The 20,597-nt window shown below is 36.8% G+C and carries 25 protein-coding genes; 19 read left to right on the top strand and 6 right to left on the bottom strand.

The genetic code is table 11. The annotated features are described in order from the left end of the window. Positions 1 to 827 precede the first annotated feature (827 nt). Both ACR65M_RS19255 and ACR65M_RS19260 read left to right on the top strand, forming a co-directional pair. The gene (locus ACR65M_RS19255) at positions 828 to 1,388 is read left to right on the top strand and encodes a hypothetical protein (RefSeq protein ID WP_440274126.1); all 561 of its coding nucleotides are present in this window, start codon (positions 828 to 830) and stop codon (positions 1,386 to 1,388) included. A gap of 55 nt (positions 1,389 to 1,443) precedes the next feature. Next, positions 1,444 to 1,629, top strand: a complete 186-nt coding sequence (locus ACR65M_RS19260; RefSeq protein ID WP_440274127.1) for a sporulation protein Cse60 — start codon at positions 1,444 to 1,446, stop codon at positions 1,627 to 1,629. Positions 1,630 to 1,661: 32 nt separating this feature from the next. On the opposite strand, the gene ACR65M_RS19265 is transcribed toward ACR65M_RS19260, so the two are convergent. Both ACR65M_RS19265 and ACR65M_RS19270 read right to left on the bottom strand, forming a co-directional pair. Beyond that, on the bottom strand, positions 1,662 to 2,936 hold the full coding sequence (locus ACR65M_RS19265; protein ID WP_440274128.1) for a BaiN/RdsA family NAD(P)/FAD-dependent oxidoreductase: 1,275 nt from the start codon (positions 2,934 to 2,936) through the stop codon (positions 1,662 to 1,664). Positions 2,937 to 2,990: 54 nt separating this feature from the next. Then, on the bottom strand, positions 2,991 to 3,383 hold the full coding sequence (locus ACR65M_RS19270; protein ID WP_341330596.1) for a thiol-disulfide oxidoreductase DCC family protein: 393 nt from the start codon (positions 3,381 to 3,383) through the stop codon (positions 2,991 to 2,993). 407 nt (positions 3,384 to 3,790) lie between these two features. Between ACR65M_RS19270 and ACR65M_RS19275 the strand changes: the two genes are divergently transcribed. Next, entirely contained in the window at positions 3,791 to 5,419 is a 1,629-nt protein-coding gene (locus tag ACR65M_RS19275) for a putative polysaccharide biosynthesis protein (RefSeq protein ID WP_440274129.1), read from the top strand. A gap of 84 nt (positions 5,420 to 5,503) precedes the next feature. On the opposite strand, the gene ACR65M_RS19280 is transcribed toward ACR65M_RS19275, so the two are convergent. After that, the gene (locus ACR65M_RS19280; protein WP_121447368.1) at positions 5,504 to 5,695 is read right to left on the bottom strand and encodes a hypothetical protein; all 192 of its coding nucleotides are present in this window, start codon (positions 5,693 to 5,695) and stop codon (positions 5,504 to 5,506) included. A gap of 94 nt (positions 5,696 to 5,789) precedes the next feature. On the opposite strand from ACR65M_RS19280, the gene ACR65M_RS19285 reads away from it, so the two are divergent. After that, positions 5,790 to 6,545, top strand: coding sequence for a pseudouridine synthase (locus ACR65M_RS19285; RefSeq protein WP_341330599.1), 756 nt, complete (start codon positions 5,790 to 5,792; stop codon positions 6,543 to 6,545). Positions 6,546 to 6,672: 127 nt separating this feature from the next. Here ACR65M_RS19285 and ACR65M_RS19290 read toward each other — a convergent pair whose 3' ends face one another. Continuing rightward, positions 6,673 to 6,891: a DeoR family transcriptional regulator gene (locus ACR65M_RS19290; protein WP_010678476.1), complete on the bottom strand. Its 219-nt coding sequence runs from the start codon at positions 6,889 to 6,891 to the stop codon at positions 6,673 to 6,675. Positions 6,892 to 7,251: 360 nt separating this feature from the next. On the opposite strand from ACR65M_RS19290, the gene ACR65M_RS19295 reads away from it, so the two are divergent. The 9 genes from ACR65M_RS19295 to ACR65M_RS19335 all read left to right on the top strand — a co-directional run bounded on the left by ACR65M_RS19295 (position 7,252) and on the right by ACR65M_RS19335 (position 15,203). Continuing rightward, positions 7,252 to 7,974 (top strand): ABC transporter ATP-binding protein, encoded by a 723-nt coding sequence (locus tag ACR65M_RS19295; protein WP_440274130.1) that lies wholly within the window; start codon positions 7,252 to 7,254, stop codon positions 7,972 to 7,974. Further along, on the top strand, positions 7,967 to 9,112 hold the full coding sequence (locus tag ACR65M_RS19300) for an ABC transporter permease (RefSeq protein ID WP_440274131.1): 1,146 nt from the start codon (positions 7,967 to 7,969) through the stop codon (positions 9,110 to 9,112). Before ACR65M_RS19295 ends, ACR65M_RS19300 begins: the two co-directional genes overlap by 8 nt. Before the next feature lie 11 nt (positions 9,113 to 9,123). After that, positions 9,124 to 10,533 carry a dipeptidase PepV gene (pepV, locus tag ACR65M_RS19305; protein ID WP_440274132.1) on the top strand — a complete coding sequence of 470 codons (1,410 nt, stop codon included), beginning with the start codon at positions 9,124 to 9,126 and terminating at the stop codon, positions 10,531 to 10,533. Between the two features lie 144 nt (positions 10,534 to 10,677). After that, a complete protein-coding gene (thpR, locus tag ACR65M_RS19310) occupies positions 10,678 to 11,247 on the top strand; it encodes an RNA 2',3'-cyclic phosphodiesterase (protein ID WP_440274133.1) in 570 nt (189 codons plus the stop codon). Between the two features lie 147 nt (positions 11,248 to 11,394). Further along, positions 11,395 to 11,790 (top strand): CidA/LrgA family holin-like protein, encoded by a 396-nt coding sequence (locus tag ACR65M_RS19315; protein WP_440274134.1) that lies wholly within the window; start codon positions 11,395 to 11,397, stop codon positions 11,788 to 11,790. Next, the gene (locus ACR65M_RS19320) at positions 11,787 to 12,473 is read left to right on the top strand and encodes an LrgB family protein (RefSeq protein WP_341330605.1); all 687 of its coding nucleotides are present in this window, start codon (positions 11,787 to 11,789) and stop codon (positions 12,471 to 12,473) included. Before ACR65M_RS19315 ends, ACR65M_RS19320 begins: the two co-directional genes overlap by 4 nt. Before the next feature lie 15 nt (positions 12,474 to 12,488). Next, entirely contained in the window at positions 12,489 to 13,208 is a 720-nt protein-coding gene (locus ACR65M_RS19325; protein WP_440274135.1) for an NERD domain-containing protein, read from the top strand. A gap of 93 nt (positions 13,209 to 13,301) precedes the next feature. Continuing rightward, the gene (locus ACR65M_RS19330) at positions 13,302 to 14,237 is read left to right on the top strand and encodes a diacylglycerol/lipid kinase family protein (RefSeq protein WP_440274136.1); all 936 of its coding nucleotides are present in this window, start codon (positions 13,302 to 13,304) and stop codon (positions 14,235 to 14,237) included. 177 nt (positions 14,238 to 14,414) lie between these two features. Continuing rightward, positions 14,415 to 15,203 (top strand): phosphotransferase family protein, encoded by a 789-nt coding sequence (locus tag ACR65M_RS19335; RefSeq protein WP_440274141.1) that lies wholly within the window; start codon positions 14,415 to 14,417, stop codon positions 15,201 to 15,203. Here the strand turns inward: ACR65M_RS19335 and ACR65M_RS19340 are convergent. Further along, complete coding sequence (locus ACR65M_RS19340) at positions 15,198 to 15,476, bottom strand: YtzH-like family protein (RefSeq protein ID WP_121447378.1); 279 nt, start codon at positions 15,474 to 15,476, stop codon at positions 15,198 to 15,200. The two genes, ACR65M_RS19335 and ACR65M_RS19340, sit on opposite strands and share 6 nt — an antisense overlap. A gap of 253 nt (positions 15,477 to 15,729) precedes the next feature. Between ACR65M_RS19340 and trmB the strand changes: the two genes are divergently transcribed. Next, positions 15,730 to 16,374 (top strand): tRNA (guanosine(46)-N7)-methyltransferase TrmB, encoded by a 645-nt coding sequence (gene trmB / locus ACR65M_RS19345; RefSeq protein WP_440274137.1) that lies wholly within the window; start codon positions 15,730 to 15,732, stop codon positions 16,372 to 16,374. 131 nt (positions 16,375 to 16,505) lie between these two features. After that, the gene (locus ACR65M_RS19350) at positions 16,506 to 17,348 is read left to right on the top strand and encodes a YtnP family quorum-quenching lactonase (RefSeq protein WP_440274138.1); all 843 of its coding nucleotides are present in this window, start codon (positions 16,506 to 16,508) and stop codon (positions 17,346 to 17,348) included. Between the two features lie 47 nt (positions 17,349 to 17,395). Here ACR65M_RS19350 and ACR65M_RS19355 read toward each other — a convergent pair whose 3' ends face one another. After that, positions 17,396 to 17,704, bottom strand: a complete 309-nt coding sequence (locus ACR65M_RS19355) for a PepSY domain-containing protein (protein ID WP_341330610.1) — start codon at positions 17,702 to 17,704, stop codon at positions 17,396 to 17,398. Between the two features lie 167 nt (positions 17,705 to 17,871). Between ACR65M_RS19355 and ACR65M_RS19360 the strand changes: the two genes are divergently transcribed. From ACR65M_RS19360 to ACR65M_RS19375, 4 genes are all read left to right on the top strand, one after another. Next, positions 17,872 to 18,951, top strand: coding sequence for a M42 family metallopeptidase (locus ACR65M_RS19360; RefSeq protein WP_440274139.1), 1,080 nt, complete (start codon positions 17,872 to 17,874; stop codon positions 18,949 to 18,951). A 69-nt stretch (positions 18,952 to 19,020) separates the two neighbouring features. After that, complete coding sequence (locus tag ACR65M_RS19365) at positions 19,021 to 19,542, top strand: DUF84 family protein (RefSeq protein ID WP_341330612.1); 522 nt, start codon at positions 19,021 to 19,023, stop codon at positions 19,540 to 19,542. Positions 19,543 to 19,666: 124 nt separating this feature from the next. Next, entirely contained in the window at positions 19,667 to 20,164 is a 498-nt protein-coding gene (locus ACR65M_RS19370; protein ID WP_341330613.1) for a hypothetical protein, read from the top strand. Positions 20,165 to 20,255: 91 nt separating this feature from the next. Next, positions 20,256 to 20,570 carry a thioredoxin family protein gene (locus ACR65M_RS19375; RefSeq protein ID WP_341330614.1) on the top strand — a complete coding sequence of 105 codons (315 nt, stop codon included), beginning with the start codon at positions 20,256 to 20,258 and terminating at the stop codon, positions 20,568 to 20,570. Positions 20,571 to 20,597 lie beyond the last annotated feature (27 nt).

A 20,597-nucleotide genomic window follows, 5' to 3' on the forward strand; every position in this document is an offset into this window, starting at 1 on the left:
AATGTCACAATACTTATCTCAAGTATTGCCATTTTGGAGGTGTTTTATATTGTCTCACTATTTTAGGTTAGTCCACTAAGAGGGTTTCTAGGCAGTAGCTTTTATTTAATCCTTACACTTGTTTTCGCTTATATGATTGTCACTCTTGAACCACAATTTCCAGGGGACGATACCTTTATGGCATTCATCGGACTCGTCATGGCCATCACCGTAACCCTAGTCGCTTTCATCACCTGCTTTTTATTTACAGGTCTTTTTGCAAGAAAGGAAATGAACTAATTCTTTCATATGGGGAAGTATAAGGGCGCACTATTGAAAAACATATGATGCGGATAAGAAGTGACCTCTGGGAAAAAAGAGGAAAAAGTCATGGCATAAGTATCGGATAAGGAGTGACTTCTGGATAAAAGAGGAAAAAGTCATGGCATAAGTATCGGATAAGAAGTGACTTCTGGATAAAAGAGGAAAAGGTCATGGCATAAGTATTGGATAAGGAGCGACTTCTGGAAAAAGAGGGAAGGGCCATGGCAAAAGTATAGGATTAAGAAGTGACTTCTGGGAAAAAAAGAGGAAAAGGCCATGGCAAAAGCAGCGGATAAGAGGTAACTATTGGATAAAAAAGGAACATGGTATAAGTATCGGATAAGAAGTGACTTTCGGATAATAGTGGAAAAAGGTATTACATATGGATAAAGCAGAAAAAAACATAGAAAAACCCAGATCCATTCCGGTTTATTAGTCATTTATATTGTGAAAATAAATCTAGAAGCTTTTTTTGCAACCCTTACGTTCCTTTTTTCGACTATACCTTAAAGGGGGTATACGAAATGAAATATATAAAAGAGATACTTGTTTTAGTGTTACTTTTCTTGATTTTTATTGGTTTGTTCCCACGTCAGGCAACTGCATGTTCATGTGCCTATCCTGAATCTGTAAAGGATGAGTTAAATAGAAAAACGGCCGTATTTTCTGGTAGAGTCATTAAAATGGAAGATGAAAATAAACTTTCCTACATTAAATCAAGTGCCGATCCGATTAAAGTGTTATTTGAAGTCACTGATAGTTGGAAAGGTGTTGATAGTTCTCAAGTTATTGTAAGCGCTGCAAGATCTAGTGCAAGCTGCGGGTATGAATTTGAATTAGATAAGGAATATATTGTCTATGCCTATGGGGAAATTAATAATTTAGAAACAGGGTTGTGCGAGAGGACGGCATTATTATCTGCAGCAGGGGACGATTTAGCGATGCTTGGCCAGGGGAAATCCCCCACCAAACAAGTAGATTTGCAAAATGAATTAGGAAACTCAAATGTGTTTTTGTATCTTGCCATCAGTGTCATTATCCTAGTTATAGGACTGTTCTTCCGTAAAAAAATGAAAAAATCTTAATTTGTAAGCTTATAAGTCTAAAACTCTGTCAATACTAGTATTGGAGGTGGAGTTTGTGGCTTTGAAGGTAAGGATTTTTGATGAAGAACATGAAAAGGACCTCGAACATAAGATGAACCGCTTTTTAGAACAGATTGGAGAAGGAGATATTATTGATATCAAATTCCAGGTCGGCGTATCTTGCGATCAAGAGGATGACCAAATTTTTTGTTTTTCTGCAATGGTTATATATAGAGCCTAACCCACAATAAATACAGTGTGTTAGGCTCTACTTTATTTTCGTATGGCTGATGCTTGTTTACCTGCGTTTTCGCCTGCTAATCTCCCCGTCACAAGGGCTGATGTTATATTGTAGCCCCCCGTATATCCGTGTATATCAAGAATTTCTCCGCAGAAAAAGAGTCCCTTCATGAGTTTTGATTCCATTTCCTTTGGATGAATTTCTTTGATTGAAACACCACCACCAGTTACAAATGCTTTCTCAATTGGCAAAGTGCCATTTACTGTGAATTGGAATTGTTTACAATCCTTAGCAAATGCACGAATGCGATCATGAGACAAGTTTGCAAATGTAACCTGTGGGTCAATCTCATTTCTTTCTAATAAAAATAGTAAATATCTTTCTGGTAAAAATCCTTTTAAGATATTTTTTAAAGCCTTTTTAGGCTCTTCTTTCACTAATTTCAATATCTGTTGAAAAATTTGCTCTTCGTTCATCGCAGGAAGCGCATCAATACTAATGACTACATGATCTACTTTAAACTTTTTCATCGTCTTTACAACAAACTGGCTGCAGCGTAAAATGGCAGGTCCCGAAATTCCGAAATGAGTAAACAACATGTCCATTTGATGGGTAATTACCGTCTTACCTTTAGGATTCAGAACACTAACAGCAACATCTCGTAATGCCAGTCCTTGTAAGGCTTTATTTTTAATAAAATCTTCGTTTGATGTTACCGGAACCTCCGTAGGGAAGAGGTCTGTGATTGTATGACCGGCAGCCTTTGCCCATGCATATCCGTCACCAGTTGAACCTGTTTGTGGTACAGATTTACCGCCGACAGCGACAACGATACAGTTTGCTTCTAGGTATTCACCGTTTTTTAAGTGCACAGCTGCGACCCTGCCATCTTTATAGTCGATCTTTGCAACGGGTGTATCCGTTTTGATATGAACTTGTAAAGACTCAAGTTTATTTAATAGGGCATCCACAACAGACTGGGCTTGATTTGTCGTCGGAAACATCCTGCCATGGTCTTCTTCTTTAAGTTGAATCCCTAACTTTTCAAAGAATGCGATAATATCTTCGTTATTAAAAACAGAGAATGCACTATACAAAAATCTGCCGTTACCTGGGATATGCTTGATGATTTCTTCTATTGGGAGTCGGTTTGTGACATTACAACGCCCTCCACCTGAAATTGCAAGCTTTCTCCCAAGCTTGTTCCCTTTATCTAAAAGAAGAACTTTCGCTCCTTGCTCTCCAGCTGCAATCGCAGCCATTAAGCCAGAAGGTCCCCCTCCAATTACAATTACATCATACTGCAAATAGAACACTCCTTATAATCAAATTCAGCTTGGAGTCTGCCAAGTTGAATAAAGTTAATCTAAAAATCGTTGGCGGTCCTTAGGAGAAGGAATTGTGCAGCTTTCCTGTTTTCCAAACCATTTATAACGATTATTGGCAATTACATGATAAAATATATCCCTGATAGGTGCTGGCACAATTCTAAAAATCGAAAGGAAACGATATGGTCCTTTGAGATTTCGACAGACCCTAAGTGCAGCATTTGATTTTGTATAAAAATAGTCCCCTTCAATTAATACGAAACTATTTATGTTTTCGGAAATACCATGTTTTCTCAACAGGTCTTTTCCCACTTCACTTTGAAGGGATGCAAAAAGATAACGTTGTTTCCAATCTCTTTTAAGGATAAATTGGACACTGCTGTTGCAAAACGTACAAACGCCATCAAACAAAATAATATCTTTCATGGCTTTTCACACTCCCATGTTTTCCTTATTACATCATATCATGGGATTGATTAATAGTTGAAACATAGAATACGTTGAAATTAAAAACTAACAAGTCTAAACTATACATTACAATGCTAAAGAAGCCAAATAGTCAAGAAACCGACAAATAATTATAGGTTAATAATTTTTATAAGTATGATAAAATTGATAAGTTAGTCTAACTATATTCAGATGTAGCATATATTTTTATACTGTTTTAAAATGGCTTAATGTTATAAAAGAACCGTGGTTCCCCTTGGCTGAATAAATTTAACCTCCTGCGGATGTCACAGATTCTTAGCAAAACTTTTCGACCGTGCTCGAAAAAAATCTAAATGCAATACGCCAAGGCGTAGTTGATTAGAAGTAAAGATTGGGGATTTTATATGTCAGATTCGAAACTATTGCGTGGGACGTTTGTTTTAACCCTTGCTACATATATTTCTCGAGTACTTGGAATGATCTATGTGTTTCCCTTCGTGTATTTAGTCGGAAGCCTTGGATCTGCCCTTTATTCTTATGGATATGCACAATATACAATTTTTTTATTTATATCAACAGCGGGAATTCCAGCTGCTGTTTCTAAATTTGTTTCAAAATATAATTCTTTAGGTGATTATCATACCGGAATGAGGATGTATAAATCTGGGCTAGTCGTAATGGGGCTTACAGGTTTAGTCGGTTTTACAATCCTTAACTTAATTGCACCGCTTCTTGCGCCAATTGTTCTTGGAGGGGGAGATGCAGGAAATACGGTTGAAGATGTTACGTTCGTGATCCGAATGGTAAGTTTTGCACTACTGGTTGTTCCGATTATGAGTATTCAACGAGGCTTCTTCCAAGGTCACCAATCAATGGGACCAACTGCTGTTTCTCAGGTTGTGGAACAGATTGTACGTATTTCCTTTGTTCTGGCAGCAACCTTTATTGTGATGAAGATAATCGATGGAGAGAGAGTATTTGCTGTTGGATTGGCTACATTTGGTGCCTTTATTGGGGCGCTTGGTGGTTTGGCAGTCCTCCTATGGTATTGGTTCAAGCGAAAACCATACTTAGATGAAATGCTCGCGAAAAGTAAACCTCAAACAGATATGACAACAAAAGAGATGTTTAGGGAGCTGTTTTCTTATGCAGGACCTTTTGTCATTGTCGGACTTGCGATTCCGCTTTATCAATATGTTGACCAACTTACATTTAACAAAACAATGATGGGCAACGGCGTTGATAAAGATATATCTGAAGGATTATTTTCATATGTCACCTTCATGGTTCCTAAATTGGTTATGATTCCTGTTTCTTTAGCTACGGCATTTAGTCTAACGCTTGTACCAACGATTACAAAGTCGTTTACATCTGGGGACTTTAGTTTACTTAGAAGTCAAATTGATAAAACCTTTCAAATTTGTGTGCTGTTAGTATTACCAGCCGTGGTTGGTTTATCAGTATTAGCTTATCCAGCCTTTAATGCATTTTTTGAAATGAGTGAAGCTGGTGGTCGGATTTTAAGATGGTATGCACCTGTCGCGATACTATTTTCTTTCTATTCGATTTCAGCTGCTATTCTTCAAGGAATTAACAAGCAAAAGTTTGCAGTGGTAAGTTTGTTTATGGGGCTAATTCTCAAAATTAGTTTTAATAGTCCGTTTATCTCCTGGTTTGGTGAAATTGGTTCAATACTAGCTACAGCCTTAGGATACACGGTGGCCATTTTATATTGTTTCTGGATGATTGCAAGACATACAGGATATAAATACTCAATGTTTGCAAGAAGGTCGTTATTAATGGCTATTTTCGCAACCGCTATGGCATCGGCTATAATTTTAATCGGATGGCTTTTATCTTTTGTTGTTGGATTTGAAAATGGTAGGGTGCAGTCAGTTTTCGTGCTCTTAGTTGGGGTAGTAATTGGGGCTGCTGTTTACCTGCTTTTAGCCTATCGTTCGCGACTATTGGAGGTCCTCCTCGGCAATCGATTTAGATTTTTATCAAGAGATAGAAAAAAGGCTGTACAGTAAGTGTCAGCCTTTTTTTCGAATATATTTATTCATTTGTGTGAGAGGAACAATCTTTCTTCCGGGTTAGAAGGTCATACAAGTAAGTTAGCCTTGGAAGGTTCCAAGGCCAAGACGACGCTCAATGCGGTCTACGCGGCGGTCTAAACGATCAATCTGGTTTTCTAGTCTTTGGATTTGGCGCTCAAGACGTTCGAGACGACGGTCTACGTTTCCGCCTCCACCTGGAAATCCAGGAAAGAAGCCCTGAGGTTGTTGACGATAATCATAATAATACATATTGGTATCGCTCCTTTTTCTTTATAAAAATACAATAACAGTGTATGTATGAAGGGCGTTTGTGCAATGAATAAAACGCCTATTCTAATTAAGAATGGGTATTCGCGGAGTAAAAAAGGAGGTATATGCATTGCGAATTGATAAATTACTTGCCAATCGAGGATTTGGAAGTAGGAAAGAAGTTAAAAGCCTATTAAAATCGGGAGCTGTTCAAATAAATGGAGTAGCTACCAAAGATTCTAGTAAGCATGTAAATGTAGAATTAGATTCAGTCACCGTTCATGGTGAAATAATCGAATACAAGGAATTCATTTATCTAATGTTAAATAAACCTCAGGGTTTCATATCTGCAACTGAGGATCATCTTCATGACACTGTTATTGATTTATTGGAGATGGAAGATACGATTTACAAACCTTTTCCAGTCGGACGTTTGGATAAGGATACAGAAGGTTTATTGTTGTTAACAAATGACGGTCAGCTTGCACATCAATTGCTTTCCCCAAAAAAACATGTGCCCAAAACCTATGTAGCTATTATTGAAGGTGAAGTAACTCAAGAGGATGTAGAGGCATTTCGAAACGGGGTTACTCTTGATGATGGATATGAAACTATGCCAGCGGAACTAAGAATCATTAGCAGTGGTTTACGTTCTGAAATCGAAGTAATCATTGAAGAAGGAAAGTTCCATCAAGTAAAACGAATGTTTGAATCGGTAGGGAAGCGAGTCATTTATTTGAAAAGGATTAAAATGGGGCCGTTACCACTAGATGAATCTCTAGAGTTAGGGGAATATCGTGAGTTAACGGATAATGAGGTCTTGCAATTAAAGAACTATACGAAAAATTAACTAGGGCTGTCATTAAGACAGCCCTTTATTTCTTGCAAATATAGTTTCTATATATGTATCTGTATGAATAGGCTTTCTATTGTGAAGTTATTTGCTACCTTCTTCTTGCGCCCCTTACAATTGGTTGCTAAGATATTTTGACTTTCTTTTTTGTGATTGTCCATTTTCCTCGGCTAGGGCTGCGAACCAAATCATTATATGCTAACACATTCAAATCGCGCTGAATGGTTCTTGATGTTATACCAAATTCATCAACAAGCTCCTGTGTAGTTACAGTCCCTTTTTCGTTAATAAACATGTAGACTGATTTGATACGAGTTAACATACGGTTTGTTGAAGGCTTCAAAAAACCACTCCTTATCATTTTTGTACATGCTGACATGCCTCAGTCTTCCTATTAATCAAATCGCTTTTTAAAAATATCAATTGGTATGACGTATTCTTATTTTAAACAAACAATCTTATATATATGACCTTTTATCACCTCTTCTCTTTACAGGTGCGTTTGCTATATATATATAGTTGTAACTGAATAGTACGACTATTTCCACAATTTTTTTCAAGAATTTACAATTTACCTCTATTATTATCATAAATTATTTCTACTATTCTGTTTTTTACATTTTAATTACAGTTTGGTAAAGGTCGTCCAAAATAAGGAAACCTTTTTTCATGATTTTCGTATGTAATGGTGGAGGGGTTGTGAATGGAACAGACATTATTGGAAGTCTCAATACAGGATTCAGGCTATGAGCAAAATAATAAGATTATAGAAGATCTTTCTTTTTCAATTAGCCGAGGTGAAATCGTTGGGCTTATAGGACCGAATGGTGCAGGTAAAAGTACAACGATAAAAACAATTCTTGGATTATTGGAAAACACAAATAGCAAGATTGATTTTATCAATAACCATACATATGCTTATATTCCGGAACGCCCGGTTTTTTATGATGAATTGACATTATGGGAACATCTAGACCTTGCGGCGGGTGTAATGGGGATTGAAGATTCGCAGTTTAATGAAAGGGCAATGAAACTAGTTAACCTTTTCCATATGGAAAAGGCGATACATAAGCTTCCAAGTACTTTCTCAAAAGGGATGCAGCAAAAGGTTATGCTCATAACTGCCTTTCTAATAAAACCGGATATTTATATAATCGATGAACCATTTGTCGGTTTAGATCCAATGGCGATGCAGGACTTTTTAACACTAATCGATAATGAGAAAGAACGAGGGGCAGGAATTCTGATGTGTACACATGTATTAGATACTGCGGAAAAGGTATGTGATCGTTTCCTATTGGTTGCGAGTGGAAGGCTCAAGGCTGAGGGTAACCTTGATTATATTCGAGCAGAAGCAAAACTTCCTGAGGCTGCACTTTTACAGTGTTTCAACCAAATCGTACAAGGTGAATCGTCGAATGAATAACAGTCTTTTTAAAACTCGATTTCGTAAGGAGATTGGGTATCAATGGGGTGTATTTAAGAGTGTAGTAGATTGGACCATATTCCTCTATTTATTTATTCCTGCCCTTGCGATAGGAGGCTACCATTATTATATATGGTGGTCTGAAATTCCAAGCTGGGTTAATGGTTTCCCACTTACCTTTCTATTTATTTTGCTCTATTTTTTTTGCTGGGAAGGTCGGATTCGGACATTTTTGAAGGAAGCAGACCAATTATTTTTACTTCAAAAACGCTACCTTGTTGTGGCTTTGAAAAAATCGACTCGTAATCTATATGTTCTTGGCTATAGTGTGGGAGTACTTATTCTTGTCGGGATATTAGCGCCATTCTTATTCAATTATTACAATTTATCTTGGTTAGAAATTCTTATGGTTACCTTTTATTTTATCAGTCTAAAAGCACTTATTCTCGGATGGAAGCAATACCTGGATGATATCGTTTCGGCATGGAAAAAAGGTTTTTTTACAGTTTTATTATTCGTTGCATTAGGTGCTTTCACATTTTCATTTGTAACTTGGGCACTTGAACAGTTTACCTTTCTATTACTAATGATTGGCCTTATTCAATGGTACTTATTCTGGGTGAAATCTTCTAAAAGGATATATAAGTTAACAACCTTTTCTAAGGATGTTGAGGTAGAGAACATGCTGAAGCTGAAGTATGTTAGGAATATCTTTGTTTTTTCCGAATATGTTGAAAAAACACCAAATCAAAAGAAGCGAAGCTCATTATTTTATCGGAACTCAAAACGAATTTATAATAAACGTAATCGCCAGAAAAGTTTACAGGAATTATTTATTAAAGTCCTTTTCAGGAACAAAATGTATTTGTTTCAATGTTTACAAATCTCAAGCATCACGACGGCAGCCTTGATTGTCATCCCCCCAATTTGGATTAAATGTATGATCTTTTTTGGCTATATTATCATACTAAGAATGTGGATAAAGATTGTATATAAGCGGACCATGTCCAATCACTTTATCGTTAATGTTAGAAAAGATGATATTATTCGTATACAGGCGGAACACTATATTGTGAATTTAATATCGCTTCCTGTAATATCTATCGTAGGATTAATACTAATTTTAATCATAGTGTAAGGAGAATTAAAATGGAGCAGATTAACTGGCTTGAAGAAGTAACAAAACGTAAAGATCAAATGATTAAAGATACTCAAGATTTTTTGAGAATAAAAAGTGTCCTTGATGAAGAACATGGAACTCCAAATGCACCGTTTGGGGAGGGAATTGATGAGGCATTACACTATCTATTAGACAAAGGCAGTGCAGAAGGCTTTAGCGCTAAAAACCTTGATGGATATGCAGGCCATCTTGAAATGGGTTCTGGAAATGATTTGATTGGAATTTTATGCCATATTGATGTTGTACCAGAAGGGGATGGCTGGTCTAGTGATCCATTTGGGGCAGAAATTCATGACGGAAAAATAATTGCAAGAGGCTCACTCGATGATAAAGGTCCAACGATGGCTGCATATTACGCAATGAAAATAGTGAAAGAACTAAATTTGCCACTTTCTAAGCGTGTTAGAATGATCATTGGAACGGATGAAGAAAGTGATTGGCGCTGTGTGGACCATTATTTTAAGCACGAAGAAATGCCGACAATGGGCTTCGCACCAGATGCGGATTTCCCAATTATTTATGCTGAAAAAGGAATCGCTGATTTTGATATGGTTCAAAAATCGGATCAAGTTTCTGATGGTGATCTTCTGTTAGAATCGTTCAGTTCTGGGAGACGCTACAACATGGTTCCTGATTTTGCAGAAGCCAAGCTTGAAGGGAAAGCAAATCTTCAAGAAATGGTGAATGATTTCCAAGGATTTTTACATAAAAATACATTAGAAGGTCGTGGCATATGTGATGAAGATACCGTCATTTTTCAGCTTGAAGGTGTGTCTGCTCATGGGATGGAGCCAGACCATGGAAAAAATGCGGGCTTATATTTGGCAACCTTTTTACAAGGATTTTCATTAGATGAACAAGCAAGGCAATATATAAACTTCATTCATGAATATTTCGTTGGTGATTCAAGAGGAAGAAGTCTTGGTGTCGCTTATCGTGATGACATTACGGGTGATCTAACCATAAATGTTGGAAAGCTTTCCTATTCATCAATGAATGGTGGAAGATTAGGATTAAATTTACGTTATCCAGTAACAAATGATATGGAAGGAACGAAGAAGAAACTTGAGGAAATATGTGAGAAGTTCGGATTCGAGCTTACGAATTACAGTAATTCTTCACCACACCATGTTGACAAGAATCATCCACTAATTCAAACACTTCAAAAAGTCTATGAACAGCAAACTGGTGAAGAGGCTACTTTGGTTTCAATTGGTGGAGGAACATATGCAAGGTCATTAAAAGCAGGTGTGGCATTTGGACCATTGTTTCCAGGTCGTCCGGATGTTGCCCACCAAAAAGATGAATTTATTTTAGTAGATGATTTAGTTGCGGCAACAGCAATCTATGCTCAAGCAATTTATGAATTAGCGAAATAAGATGCTGGAGCCCGCCCTGATGGCGGGCTTTTAAATTAGGATATAGAAGTAAGTGCTAACTCCGAGAGAATCCCCCTAGTTTCCCTTTATCCGTAAGTTTGCTAAAATGGGTAAATAAATTATGTCAAAAAAGGAGCTTAAAAAATGGAGCATCAAACTCACTACTTTCTTGCACTTGCACTTCCTCCAGAGACAAAAGAGCTCTTGTTTAAATGGCGGAAAATGCTGGACCCACGCCTACCGTTTAAGTCATGGGTTCATCCTGAGGATTTACACATTACGCTTGCTTTTTTAGGGGGGCAGGCATCGTTTAAACAGTTGACTTCCATCAAAAAAGAAATGCCGGAAATCGCTAAGGAGCATCAACACTTTACTCTTCAACTCAATGGGCTAGGAACGTTTGGTAAATCAGATTCTCCTCGTATCTTATGGGCTGGAGTAGAAGAAAGCGAACCATTAATAGCTCTTCAAAAAGATATTTATCAAGCGTGCACGGACTTGGGTTTTTCACTTGATAAACGAAAGTTTACTCCACATATAACTATGGCAAGAAAATGGAAATCTGAAACCCCTTTTTCTACAAATGATTTAAATGAAATCGTACAACCTAAGGAAGATCAGTCACTATTTAAAGCAGAACATTTTGTGTTATATCAAACTCACTTGAATCGAACGCCAAAGTATCAGCCGTTATCGATTTTTTCATTGAGCTAAAAAGGCGATGTTCAAAAAAATTCCAAATGATAAACTTCAGATATCTGCTTCACTCGGCCTCTCTGGTCCTCGAGACTGCCGTTTCTTTATCTACTGGCTACTGATTTGTCTAATTTTTGAACACGTATTAAAAGGGGAAGTTTTACGATGAGATTTGTTAAGATTTGTTTTCAAATTGCCATTTTATATATGATTTATTGGGTCGGAACGTTGATACAAGGGCTTTTACACACATCTATTCCAGGTAGTATTATTGGGATGATTTTGTTATTTATCTTGTTACAAACCAACATCATTAAAGAAAAGTGGCTTGGAGAAGGGGCTCAATTTTTACTTGCGTATTTGGCACTGCTCTTTGTGCCAGCAACTGTCGGGATCATGGATTATCTCCCCTTTTTCAAAGGGAAGGGTTTTATTACGGTTGCCATTGTGTTGTTAAGTACAATTCTAGTTATGCTTACATCAGGTATAGTTGGTGATAAATTAGCAGCTAGAAAGCAACAAAAACAAAGCACGAATATTGGGGAGGGCTTTGGAGCATGAATACTCTATATGCGATTAGCTCAATCGTTTGTACAATCACTATTTTTCTGTTGATGACGCGTCTGTATAAACGATATTCTCACCCGTTACTAGTACCAATTGCAACAACTACCCTTGTGGTTCTTATTATTTTGTTATTTTTCTCAATCCCTTATAAAACTTATATGTTGGGTGGAAAATGGATAGATGAGCTACTCGGACCTGCAGTTGTGGCATTGGCCTATCCTTTGTATCAAAATCGCAAATCGTTAAAGGAATTTTTCATTCCGATTATCATTGGCGTCTTTGTAGGTTCTACAACAGGAATTATTACAGGAATATATTTTTCAAAAGTTTTAGGCATCGATTCAGATATCATCCTTTCTATTGCTCCAAAATCAGTTACATCACCGGTTGCTATGGATATTGCAAGCATGACGGGTGGAATTCCTGCATTGGCTGCCGTATATGTAATGTTTGCGGGAATTTCGGGTGCGATGTTTGGTCCACTTCTTTTAAAAATGGTAAAGGTCAATCACTTTGTCGGTGTTGGTTTAGGATTTGGGACCGCATCACATGGTATTGGCACAGCTAGGGCATTGGAAATAGGAACAAATCAAGGGGCAATAAGCTCGATTGCGATGATTTTAAGTGCGGTCTACACATCAATCATATTGCCAGTTTTGTTTTCTTTTTTTCTATAATGAGGTGAAAAGAAGTTGGGACAACTAATAAAATTGCAGGATTATATATCTAGGTATGAAATTGATATGTTTCGGTATCCAGGCCAGTTTATCCGTCAAAAAAGAAAACAATGGGAACAGACAACGGTAGAGAAACAACATTTTCTTGATCATATCTTTGATTTTCAAATGAAATGGGCAAGCTCTACGATTCGGGAAAAATCATATATAGATAAGGAATTTTACAAGGATCATAATTTAAAATACTTTCTTCAGCGATTTCCAGATACGTATCTTGTGTTATATAGACCCATATTCAAGTTGAAAAATGCGCCGGTTGAAGTGGAAATTATCATGATTAGTCCGACGACAACTTGGTTAATTACCATTCTTGAAGGGGTAGAAAATAGTGTATTTATCGGTTCAAATGATAGGTTTTGGATTGAACGAAAAGGAAAGCATGATAAAAAAGTGTTATCACCGATGATTGAGCTTGATCGAATGGATGGTATCGTTCGTACGATTTATTCTTTATATGATATCGTGCTACCAATTCGGAAAGTGATATTGAATCGTACAGGCTATATTGATTTTCCGCTTGCACCATTTGATGTGGATTTAGTGGAAAAAAGAAAATATGAAGAGTGGTTTACTGGTTTGCGAAATACAAGTTCTCCATTAAAACATATGCAATTAAAAGCAGGCAATGCGTTATTACAATACTGTCATACAGTTTGTGTGCGCAGGATGGAATAGGGGTGTAAATGAATGCACCCTTTTTCTATTGTCATCTCTATGAATATAAAATACTATTAAGTCATGAATGTCATATTCTTTTGAGGATAAACTATGAAACTATTGATTTTTATTGTAAATAAACAGGCTGGTAATGGAAAGGGACTAAAAGTCTGGAACCAGCTTAAACATGAATTAGAACAGAAAAAGATCCACTATCGTTCTTTCTTCACAAAATACCCAAATCATGCAGGTGAATTGGCGCGACAAATCGGTTCAATGTTCGATGTTAAGGTGGAGGCTGTCGTCGCTGTTGGGGGTGATGGAACCATTAATGAAGTCGTGAATGGAATGGTGTATTATCCTGAGATTAAGGTGGGATATATCCCAGCTGGCTCTGGTAATGATTTTTCAAGAGGTTTTAATGTGCCAAGTTCTCCATTAGATGCACTCTCCTTTATTATTCGCAATAAATCAGGTAAGGGAAAATTGTTTGATATCGGAAAATGCAAGATTCAAGGGAAAACAAAGAGCTCCTATTTTGTGAGTAGCTTAGGAACAGGTTTTGACGCTGCAGTTGCGAAGCAAACAAATGAATCGCAAATAAAAAAATACTTAAATAAGGTACATCTCGGCTCATTAGCATATGTCTTTGCACTGATTCGCCTCCTTTTTACTTATCGCCTTACGAACGTTACAGTAAGCATTGACGGAAAAGAATTCCATTATGAAGATGTTTGGTTTGTGACCGTTTCAAATCAACCTTTTTATGGCGGAGGTATGAAAATAGCGCCACAGGCAAAGACAACAGATGGTTTATTTGATGTTACAATCGTTCATCATCTTTCAAGAATCAAACTTTTATTTGTATTTGTGACCGTTTTCTTCGGAACTCATACTAAGTTTAAGGAAATTGCGCAGCATAAAGGTGTAACTATCCGTATTGAATCAGATGAGAATATGTTCGTACATGCGGATGGCGAATTCATTGGCCAAACTCCAGTTAAGGTTGATGTTCAGCATCGACAAATACCTTTTTTGGTCGAATAATCCTATTTGGTACTATTTGCCTGTGTTATTTTTGCTATTTTTTATAGCGAAAAAGTTTCTTTATCTTGACTTTAATTGTAAATGAACGCTAAAATTTAGTAAGATAGCTATTGTAATATGGTATGTTCAATAGCTGTCTTTTTTATTTTATATTTATTAGGAAATGTTGTGTTGAAATTGGAGATAAACTGGCTTACATACGTATTAGGCAACGAGTGGGAATACTCCCCAGCGGGTGGTGCAACGGGAGACGCGTATTTTGCCCAATTAAATGATAAAAAAATATTTCTTAAACGAAATTCATCCCCGTTTCTTGCGGTTCTTTCTGCAGAAGGGATTGTTCCAAAGTTAATTTGGACTAAGCGTCTCGAAAATGGCGATGTTGTCACAGCACAGCAATGGCTCAGTGGCAGAGAATTAAAACCTGCTGAGATGAACGGTGAAAATGTGGCTGGATTACTTAAAAAGATTCATCAGTCCAATGAGCTATTAGAAATGCTTAGACGTATAGGTAAAAAGCCTATAGAAGCCAAAGATGTTTTGGACGATGTATTACGAAAATTGCATCCAGATTTATTAAAGTTTGAAATTGTGAATAAGGCCATTACTTTTTTAGAGCAAGAACTTGAAAATATGAAACATGACCACAGTGTCGTATGTCATTCAGATGTTAATCATAACAATTGGTTATTATCAGATAGCAATGAGCTCTACTTAATTGACTGGGATGGAGCAATGATTGCAGATCCTGCAGTTGATATTGGAATGCTTTTACATTGGTATATAAAAAAAGAAGACTGGCCAAAATGGATCAGTCTCTACGGAATGGAATTGACAGATAATTTGCTTCTGCGTATGAAATGGTATGTGGTTGCACAATCTTTGCATCTTCTGGGTTGGTATCAAGTAAAAAAGAAGGAGAAGGAAATCCTTCATTGGCTTCAATATTTGGAGCACCTATTATGAGTATTGGTCAATATCTGAAATCCACTGATTAATTTGATTTTGATGAGATTCAATATGGTTATCCAGATGCTGGGTATATTGACCTTGTTGACTATAGGAATAGACGTCAGTCAGAACCTGTTTCACACTCTGGTCGATATTTGGGTTTGCCAGAAGGGATTGAATCAGTCTACCTAATTGTTCACATTCAGATACTGTACCACAGCAATCCATTTGATGATTTGATAATATATCCTTTAAAATATCCATTTGATGTGTATAATCTAGAGGCATTTTAAGAACACTTCCTTTTTGATGTTGTCTCTATACTACATTTCCATGAAATGACCATTTTTATACGATATAAACACGAAACTCACCAATCGGTGTGTTTACGTTTTTTATTGGCATTAACACATCCAACAAAGCCTTGCACGAAATTGTTGGACATGTTATTCTTTTGTGCGATACAACTTTAATAGAATGTCAAAAAGTCCGGTGAAAATGACAATCTAATCTGAACACGTATTTAAATGAGGTGGCAATCATGCGTTTGCGCAATAAACCGTGGGCGAAAGAAAAATTAGCGTCATACCCACAGTATGTAATTGAGAATCCAGTTGAACATAAAGGGAATTGGAATCAAGTATTTGGAAATGATAATCCAATTCATATAGAAGTAGGTACAGGTAAAGGTAGATTCGTAACAGAGATGGCAAAAGCTCATCCTCATATCAACTATATTGGGATTGAATTATATGAAAGTGTAATAGTCTCAGCACTAGATCTTGTTATTGAGGCAGAGATTCCAAATCTTAAATTATTAAATCAAAATGCTGTTAAGCTTAGGGACTTTTTTGAAAAAGGAGAAATTGACCGCGTTTATCTCAATTTTAGTGATCCCTGGCCAAAGACACGTCATGAAAAACGTCGTTTAACCTACAAAACGTTTTTACAAATGTATGAGGATATCCTTGGTGACGAAGGTGAAATTCATTTTAAAACGGATAATCGTGGATTATTCGAATATTCGTTAAGAAGTTTTTCTGAATACGGTCTTCTTTTAACATTTGTTAGTCTTGACCTGCATAAATCAGATTTTGAAGGTAATATCATGACTGAATATGAAGAAAGATTTTCAGAAATGGGACATCCGATTTATCGATCAGAGGTCCGCTACCAACATAAATAATCCTAACATCCCCCATAAACTGTGGTTTATGGGTTTTTTTTGTTGGTGGGTTAACTCTACGGAAAGATGATTTATAAATTTTCATAATAATGGTAAAATGGGTATAACCGTTTGTGAAGGGTGGGGAAAGAATGGAACAGCTTGTAATTGGTGATATTACACTTACATGGTTAAATGGCGGTGTTACACATTTAGATGGTGGTGCAATGTTTGGTGTTGTACCTAAACCGTTATGGTCAAAAAGATATCCACATAATGAAAAAAATCAAATTGAACTGCGAACAGATCCAATCCTTGTTAAGGCAGGTTCAAAAAATATTTTAATTGAATCAGGAATTGGTAATGGGAAACTGACTGATAAGCTCAAACGAAATTTTGGGGTCCTGGAGGAATCTTCTATTGATAAGTCTTTAGCAGAGCTTGGACTTACTACGAGCGATATTGATATCATCCTTATGACTCACCTTCATTTTGACCATGCATGTGGGCTTACGAAGTGGGAAAATGATAAATTGGTTCCTACCTTTGAGAACGCTGTCATTTATGCAACAGATGTGGAATGGCAAGAAATGAGAAATCCGAATATCCGCTCAAAAGCAACATACTGGAAAGATAATTGGGAAGCAATCGAACATCAAGTAAATACGTTTACTGACAAGCTTGAGATAGTCCCTGGAATTACCATGATACATACAGGTGGACATAGTGATGGACATTCTATTATTTTTATAGAAAGCCAGGATGAACAGGCAATACATATGGCGGATATCATGCCGACACATGCCCATCAAAATGTTTTGTGGGTATTGGCCTATGATGATTACCCAATGAAATCGATTGAGCAAAAACAAAAATGGATGGGTGAAGGACTTGCAAACGAAGCATGGTATATTTTTTATCATGATGCTTTATATCGAGCAATTAAATGGAATCAAAGTGGAGAAATAATTGATTCATTGAAAAAGAATTCGTGAATAAAAAATTAGCTTATAAGTAGTAAAATCTTATAAGCTAATATGCCTTACAATGGGTTAACTTCTAATATGGAACCTGTTTTTGCATCCATTACGAATTCGTATTGGTGGCTTCCTTGATTTAATTTGCGAGAAATGCCACCTTTGTATACTTGATAGTGTATGCCTGATTTTGTGTAGTCTTCTGGATTCATTTGAATCCAAGAACCATCAATTGGTCCATTCTTTTTGAAAGCTTCTTTGGCTAGTTTTAATGCTTTGTCACCGGGAATCGTTGAATCACTTAATGCTTCTTTAATAAGAAGTGCACTTGCAAATCCAACACCAAAACCAAGAAAAAACTTATTCCAGCTCATTAAATCCCTCCTAAACGAACTTAATCCTTGTGATAAGTATAACTTCTTTTTATGAAAATCTCCATGTTCGCTATGGTAACGAAAAAACAATTTCGATATACTAAATAATGTACATAATAGAATCAAATTTTTGCAAATTGTTACAACTCTTATATACCGAAAGGAGAATGACATTGAAACAGGATACACTTGAGCTTTTTAAAACGTTAACAGAGCTCCCTGGGGCTTCAGGGAATGAACACCAGGTAAGAAAGTTTATGCGTTCACAGCTTGAAAAATACTCAGATGAGGTTGTACAAGATGGATTAGGTAGTATTTTTGGAGTACGCCGTGGTGATGCTAATGGGCCAACTGTCATGGTTGCAGGCCATATGGACGAAGTTGGATTTATGATTACATCAATCACTGATAATGGGATGCTACGTTTCCAGACTTTAGGTGGCTGGTGGAGCCAAGTTCTTCTAGCGCAACGTGTGCAAGTAATTACTGACAATGGTCCTGTAATCGGGGTTATTGGTTCAATCCCTCCACATTTACTGGAAGAGAGCCAACGAAAAAAACCAATGGATATTAAAAATATGTTAATCGATATTGGTGCTGATGATCGTGAAGATGCAATCCGCTTGGGAATAAAGCCTGGTCAGCAGGTAGTTCCAATTTGTCCATTTACACCAATGGCTAACGAAAAGAAAATTTTAGCCAAAGCATGGGATAATCGCTATGGCTGTGGGCTTTCTATTGAGCTATTAAAAGAATTGCAGGGAATTGACTTACCGAATACACTTTATTCTGGAGCAACTGTACAAGAAGAAGTAGGTTTAAGAGGAGCAAGAACCTCGGCAACAATGATTAAACCTGATATTTTCTATGCCCTAGATGCAAGTCCAGCAAATGATATGTCTGGAGATAAGAGTGCATTTGGTAAACTTGGACATGGAGCTTTACTTCGAATATTTGACCGTACGATGATTACACATCGTGGTATGCGTGAGTTTATTTTAGACACTGCAGAATCAAATAATATTAAATACCAATATTTTGTTTCTCAAGGTGGAACAGATGCTGGTCAAGTTCATCTTTCAAATGAAGGTGTGCCATCAGCTGTAATCGGGATTTGCTCTCGTTATATACATACACATGCATCAATTATTCATGTGGATGACTATGCTGCTGCAAAAGAATTACTTGTTACCCTTGTAAAGAATTCTGATCGCACAACAGTGGATACTATTCGTCAAAATGGGTAAACAATAAGTTTAAAATTAATGTGCTCGGCTCTTGCCGAGCATTCGTTTTGGTAAAAAGGTGGGAATGAAATGATACGAATTGCAATTGGTACGGAAAATCCTGCAAAAGTAGATGCAATTATAAAAGGATTTCAGGGCATTGAGGCAAATTTTCATCCAACATCTGTTTCTTCGGATGTGTCAGCTCAACCATTTTCAGATAAGGAGACCATTCAAGGTGCAATTAATCGCGCAAAGTCTTCTCTTGAAAAGGAAGGCGCAGACCTAGGAATTGGCTTAGAGGGTGGGGTCGTTGAAACCGAGTTCGGGATGTTTTTATGTAATTGGGGCGCAATTGTTGATAAAGACAATGACCCGATAATTGCAGGTGGAGCAAGAATTCTCCTACCGTATGAAATAGCTAGAGAGTTAAAAAAGGGAATCGAACTTGGTGATGTGATGGAGGATTTCACAAAACAAAAGGATATTCGCAAGGCTGAGGGGGCAATCGGTATTTTCACGGACCAGTATGTGAATCGAAAAGATATGTTCACGCATGTCGTTAGGCTTCTAGTTGGCCAGTTTTCATATAGAAAAAAATTCAAGTCATAATTGTTACAATAAAATGGTACTTATTTCTTATTGATTAAAATATCTAGATTACCCTTGCAACTAATAAATTAATAGGTTTATTATAGAAAAAGAGAATAGCTACCTTTTTAAGGGGTGAGAGAATATGAAACTAGGAAAAGTCTTTGTTTTCATTTTTCTATTGTTTGTAGGACTTTTGGCAGGTTGTGCATCGATTGAAGATGAATCTAAGGAAACGGTTGCAGCGGTCGAAGATATATTTAAAGCTCAACCCGAAAAGACAAATAGCGAAAACGGCGATGTATCCTTTTATCTGCCATCTACTATGGAGATAGAAGAGAAGGATGAAAATAACATAATCCTTCAAAACGGAAACCAAACATTTATTTTATTTGTTAATCCAAATGAAGAACGTACAAGTGATGTATTATATAATTCAGTCGATGCGAAGGAATTTGCAATTGACAAAACCTATACAGATAAAGAGCGATTTGGCTATGTAAAAGCTTTTGAGATTGAGGACAAGCTTTACCTTGTGACTGTGGGAATTGGCGGAATAAAAATGACGACTGAAACGAAGGTAAGCGACATTTCTGAAAGTGCAACTGAGATGATGCAAATCGTATCTTCCGTGAAATATTGATATTAAGCCCCTACACTGTTAGGGGCTTTTATTTGTTTTTAGATAAAGAATATATGATAATTAGTTCATACGGAAATTGGAGGTAAAGCCCATGAAAAAACTTGAAACGATAGACCAATATCAAGAATTAATCAAAAACGGAAAGAACATTTTTATGTTTTCAGCAGATTGGTGTCCAGACTGCCGTTTTATCGATCCATTTTTGCCTGAAATAGAGAGTTCTTATCCTGACTATACATTTTACTATGTAGACCGTGACGAATTTATTGATTTATGTGTAACTCTGAACGTTTTTGGTATACCAAGCTTTGTAGCTTACGAAGACGGAAAGGAAACAGGCCGTTTTGTAAGTAAGGACCGTAAAACAAAAGAAGAAATTCAACAATTCATTAATGGTCTCTCTTAAGATCACGCAGAGAGAGGAGATTGATTT

This window comes from Ferdinandcohnia sp. SAFN-114, from assembly GCF_059415045.1.

Excerpts from the sequence above, each read along its gene's own strand:
- ACR65M_RS19255 (WP_440274126.1), top strand. The coding sequence starts at position 828 with ATGAAATATATAAAAGAGATACTTGTTTTAGTGTTACTTTTCTTGATT.
- ACR65M_RS19270 (WP_341330596.1), bottom strand. The coding sequence starts at position 3,383 with ATGAAAGATATTATTTTGTTTGATGGCGTTTGTACGTTTTGCAACAGC.
- ACR65M_RS19275 (WP_440274129.1), top strand. The coding sequence starts at position 3,791 with ATGTCAGATTCGAAACTATTGCGTGGGACGTTTGTTTTAACCCTTGCT.
- ACR65M_RS19280 (WP_121447368.1), bottom strand. The coding sequence starts at position 5,695 with ATGTATTATTATGATTATCGTCAACAACCTCAGGGCTTCTTTCCTGGA.
- ACR65M_RS19285 (WP_341330599.1), top strand. The coding sequence starts at position 5,790 with ATGGGTATTCGCGGAGTAAAAAAGGAGGTATATGCATTGCGAATTGAT.
- ACR65M_RS19295 (WP_440274130.1), top strand. The coding sequence starts at position 7,252 with ATGGAACAGACATTATTGGAAGTCTCAATACAGGATTCAGGCTATGAG.
- ACR65M_RS19300 (WP_440274131.1), top strand. The coding sequence starts at position 7,967 with ATGAATAACAGTCTTTTTAAAACTCGATTTCGTAAGGAGATTGGGTAT.
- pepV (WP_440274132.1), top strand. The coding sequence starts at position 9,124 with ATGGAGCAGATTAACTGGCTTGAAGAAGTAACAAAACGTAAAGATCAA.
- thpR (WP_440274133.1), top strand. The coding sequence starts at position 10,678 with ATGGAGCATCAAACTCACTACTTTCTTGCACTTGCACTTCCTCCAGAG.
- ACR65M_RS19315 (WP_440274134.1), top strand. The coding sequence starts at position 11,395 with ATGAGATTTGTTAAGATTTGTTTTCAAATTGCCATTTTATATATGATT.
- ACR65M_RS19320 (WP_341330605.1), top strand. The coding sequence starts at position 11,787 with ATGAATACTCTATATGCGATTAGCTCAATCGTTTGTACAATCACTATT.
- ACR65M_RS19330 (WP_440274136.1), top strand. The coding sequence starts at position 13,302 with ATGAAACTATTGATTTTTATTGTAAATAAACAGGCTGGTAATGGAAAG.
- ACR65M_RS19340 (WP_121447378.1), bottom strand. The coding sequence starts at position 15,476 with ATGCCTCTAGATTATACACATCAAATGGATATTTTAAAGGATATATTA.
- trmB (WP_440274137.1), top strand. The coding sequence starts at position 15,730 with ATGCGTTTGCGCAATAAACCGTGGGCGAAAGAAAAATTAGCGTCATAC.
- ACR65M_RS19350 (WP_440274138.1), top strand. The coding sequence starts at position 16,506 with ATGGAACAGCTTGTAATTGGTGATATTACACTTACATGGTTAAATGGC.
- ACR65M_RS19355 (WP_341330610.1), bottom strand. The coding sequence starts at position 17,704 with ATGAGCTGGAATAAGTTTTTTCTTGGTTTTGGTGTTGGATTTGCAAGT.
- ACR65M_RS19360 (WP_440274139.1), top strand. The coding sequence starts at position 17,872 with ATGACATTGAAACAGGATACACTTGAGCTTTTTAAAACGTTAACAGAG.
- ACR65M_RS19365 (WP_341330612.1), top strand. The coding sequence starts at position 19,021 with ATGATACGAATTGCAATTGGTACGGAAAATCCTGCAAAAGTAGATGCA.
- ACR65M_RS19370 (WP_341330613.1), top strand. The coding sequence starts at position 19,667 with ATGAAACTAGGAAAAGTCTTTGTTTTCATTTTTCTATTGTTTGTAGGA.
- ACR65M_RS19375 (WP_341330614.1), top strand. The coding sequence starts at position 20,256 with ATGAAAAAACTTGAAACGATAGACCAATATCAAGAATTAATCAAAAAC.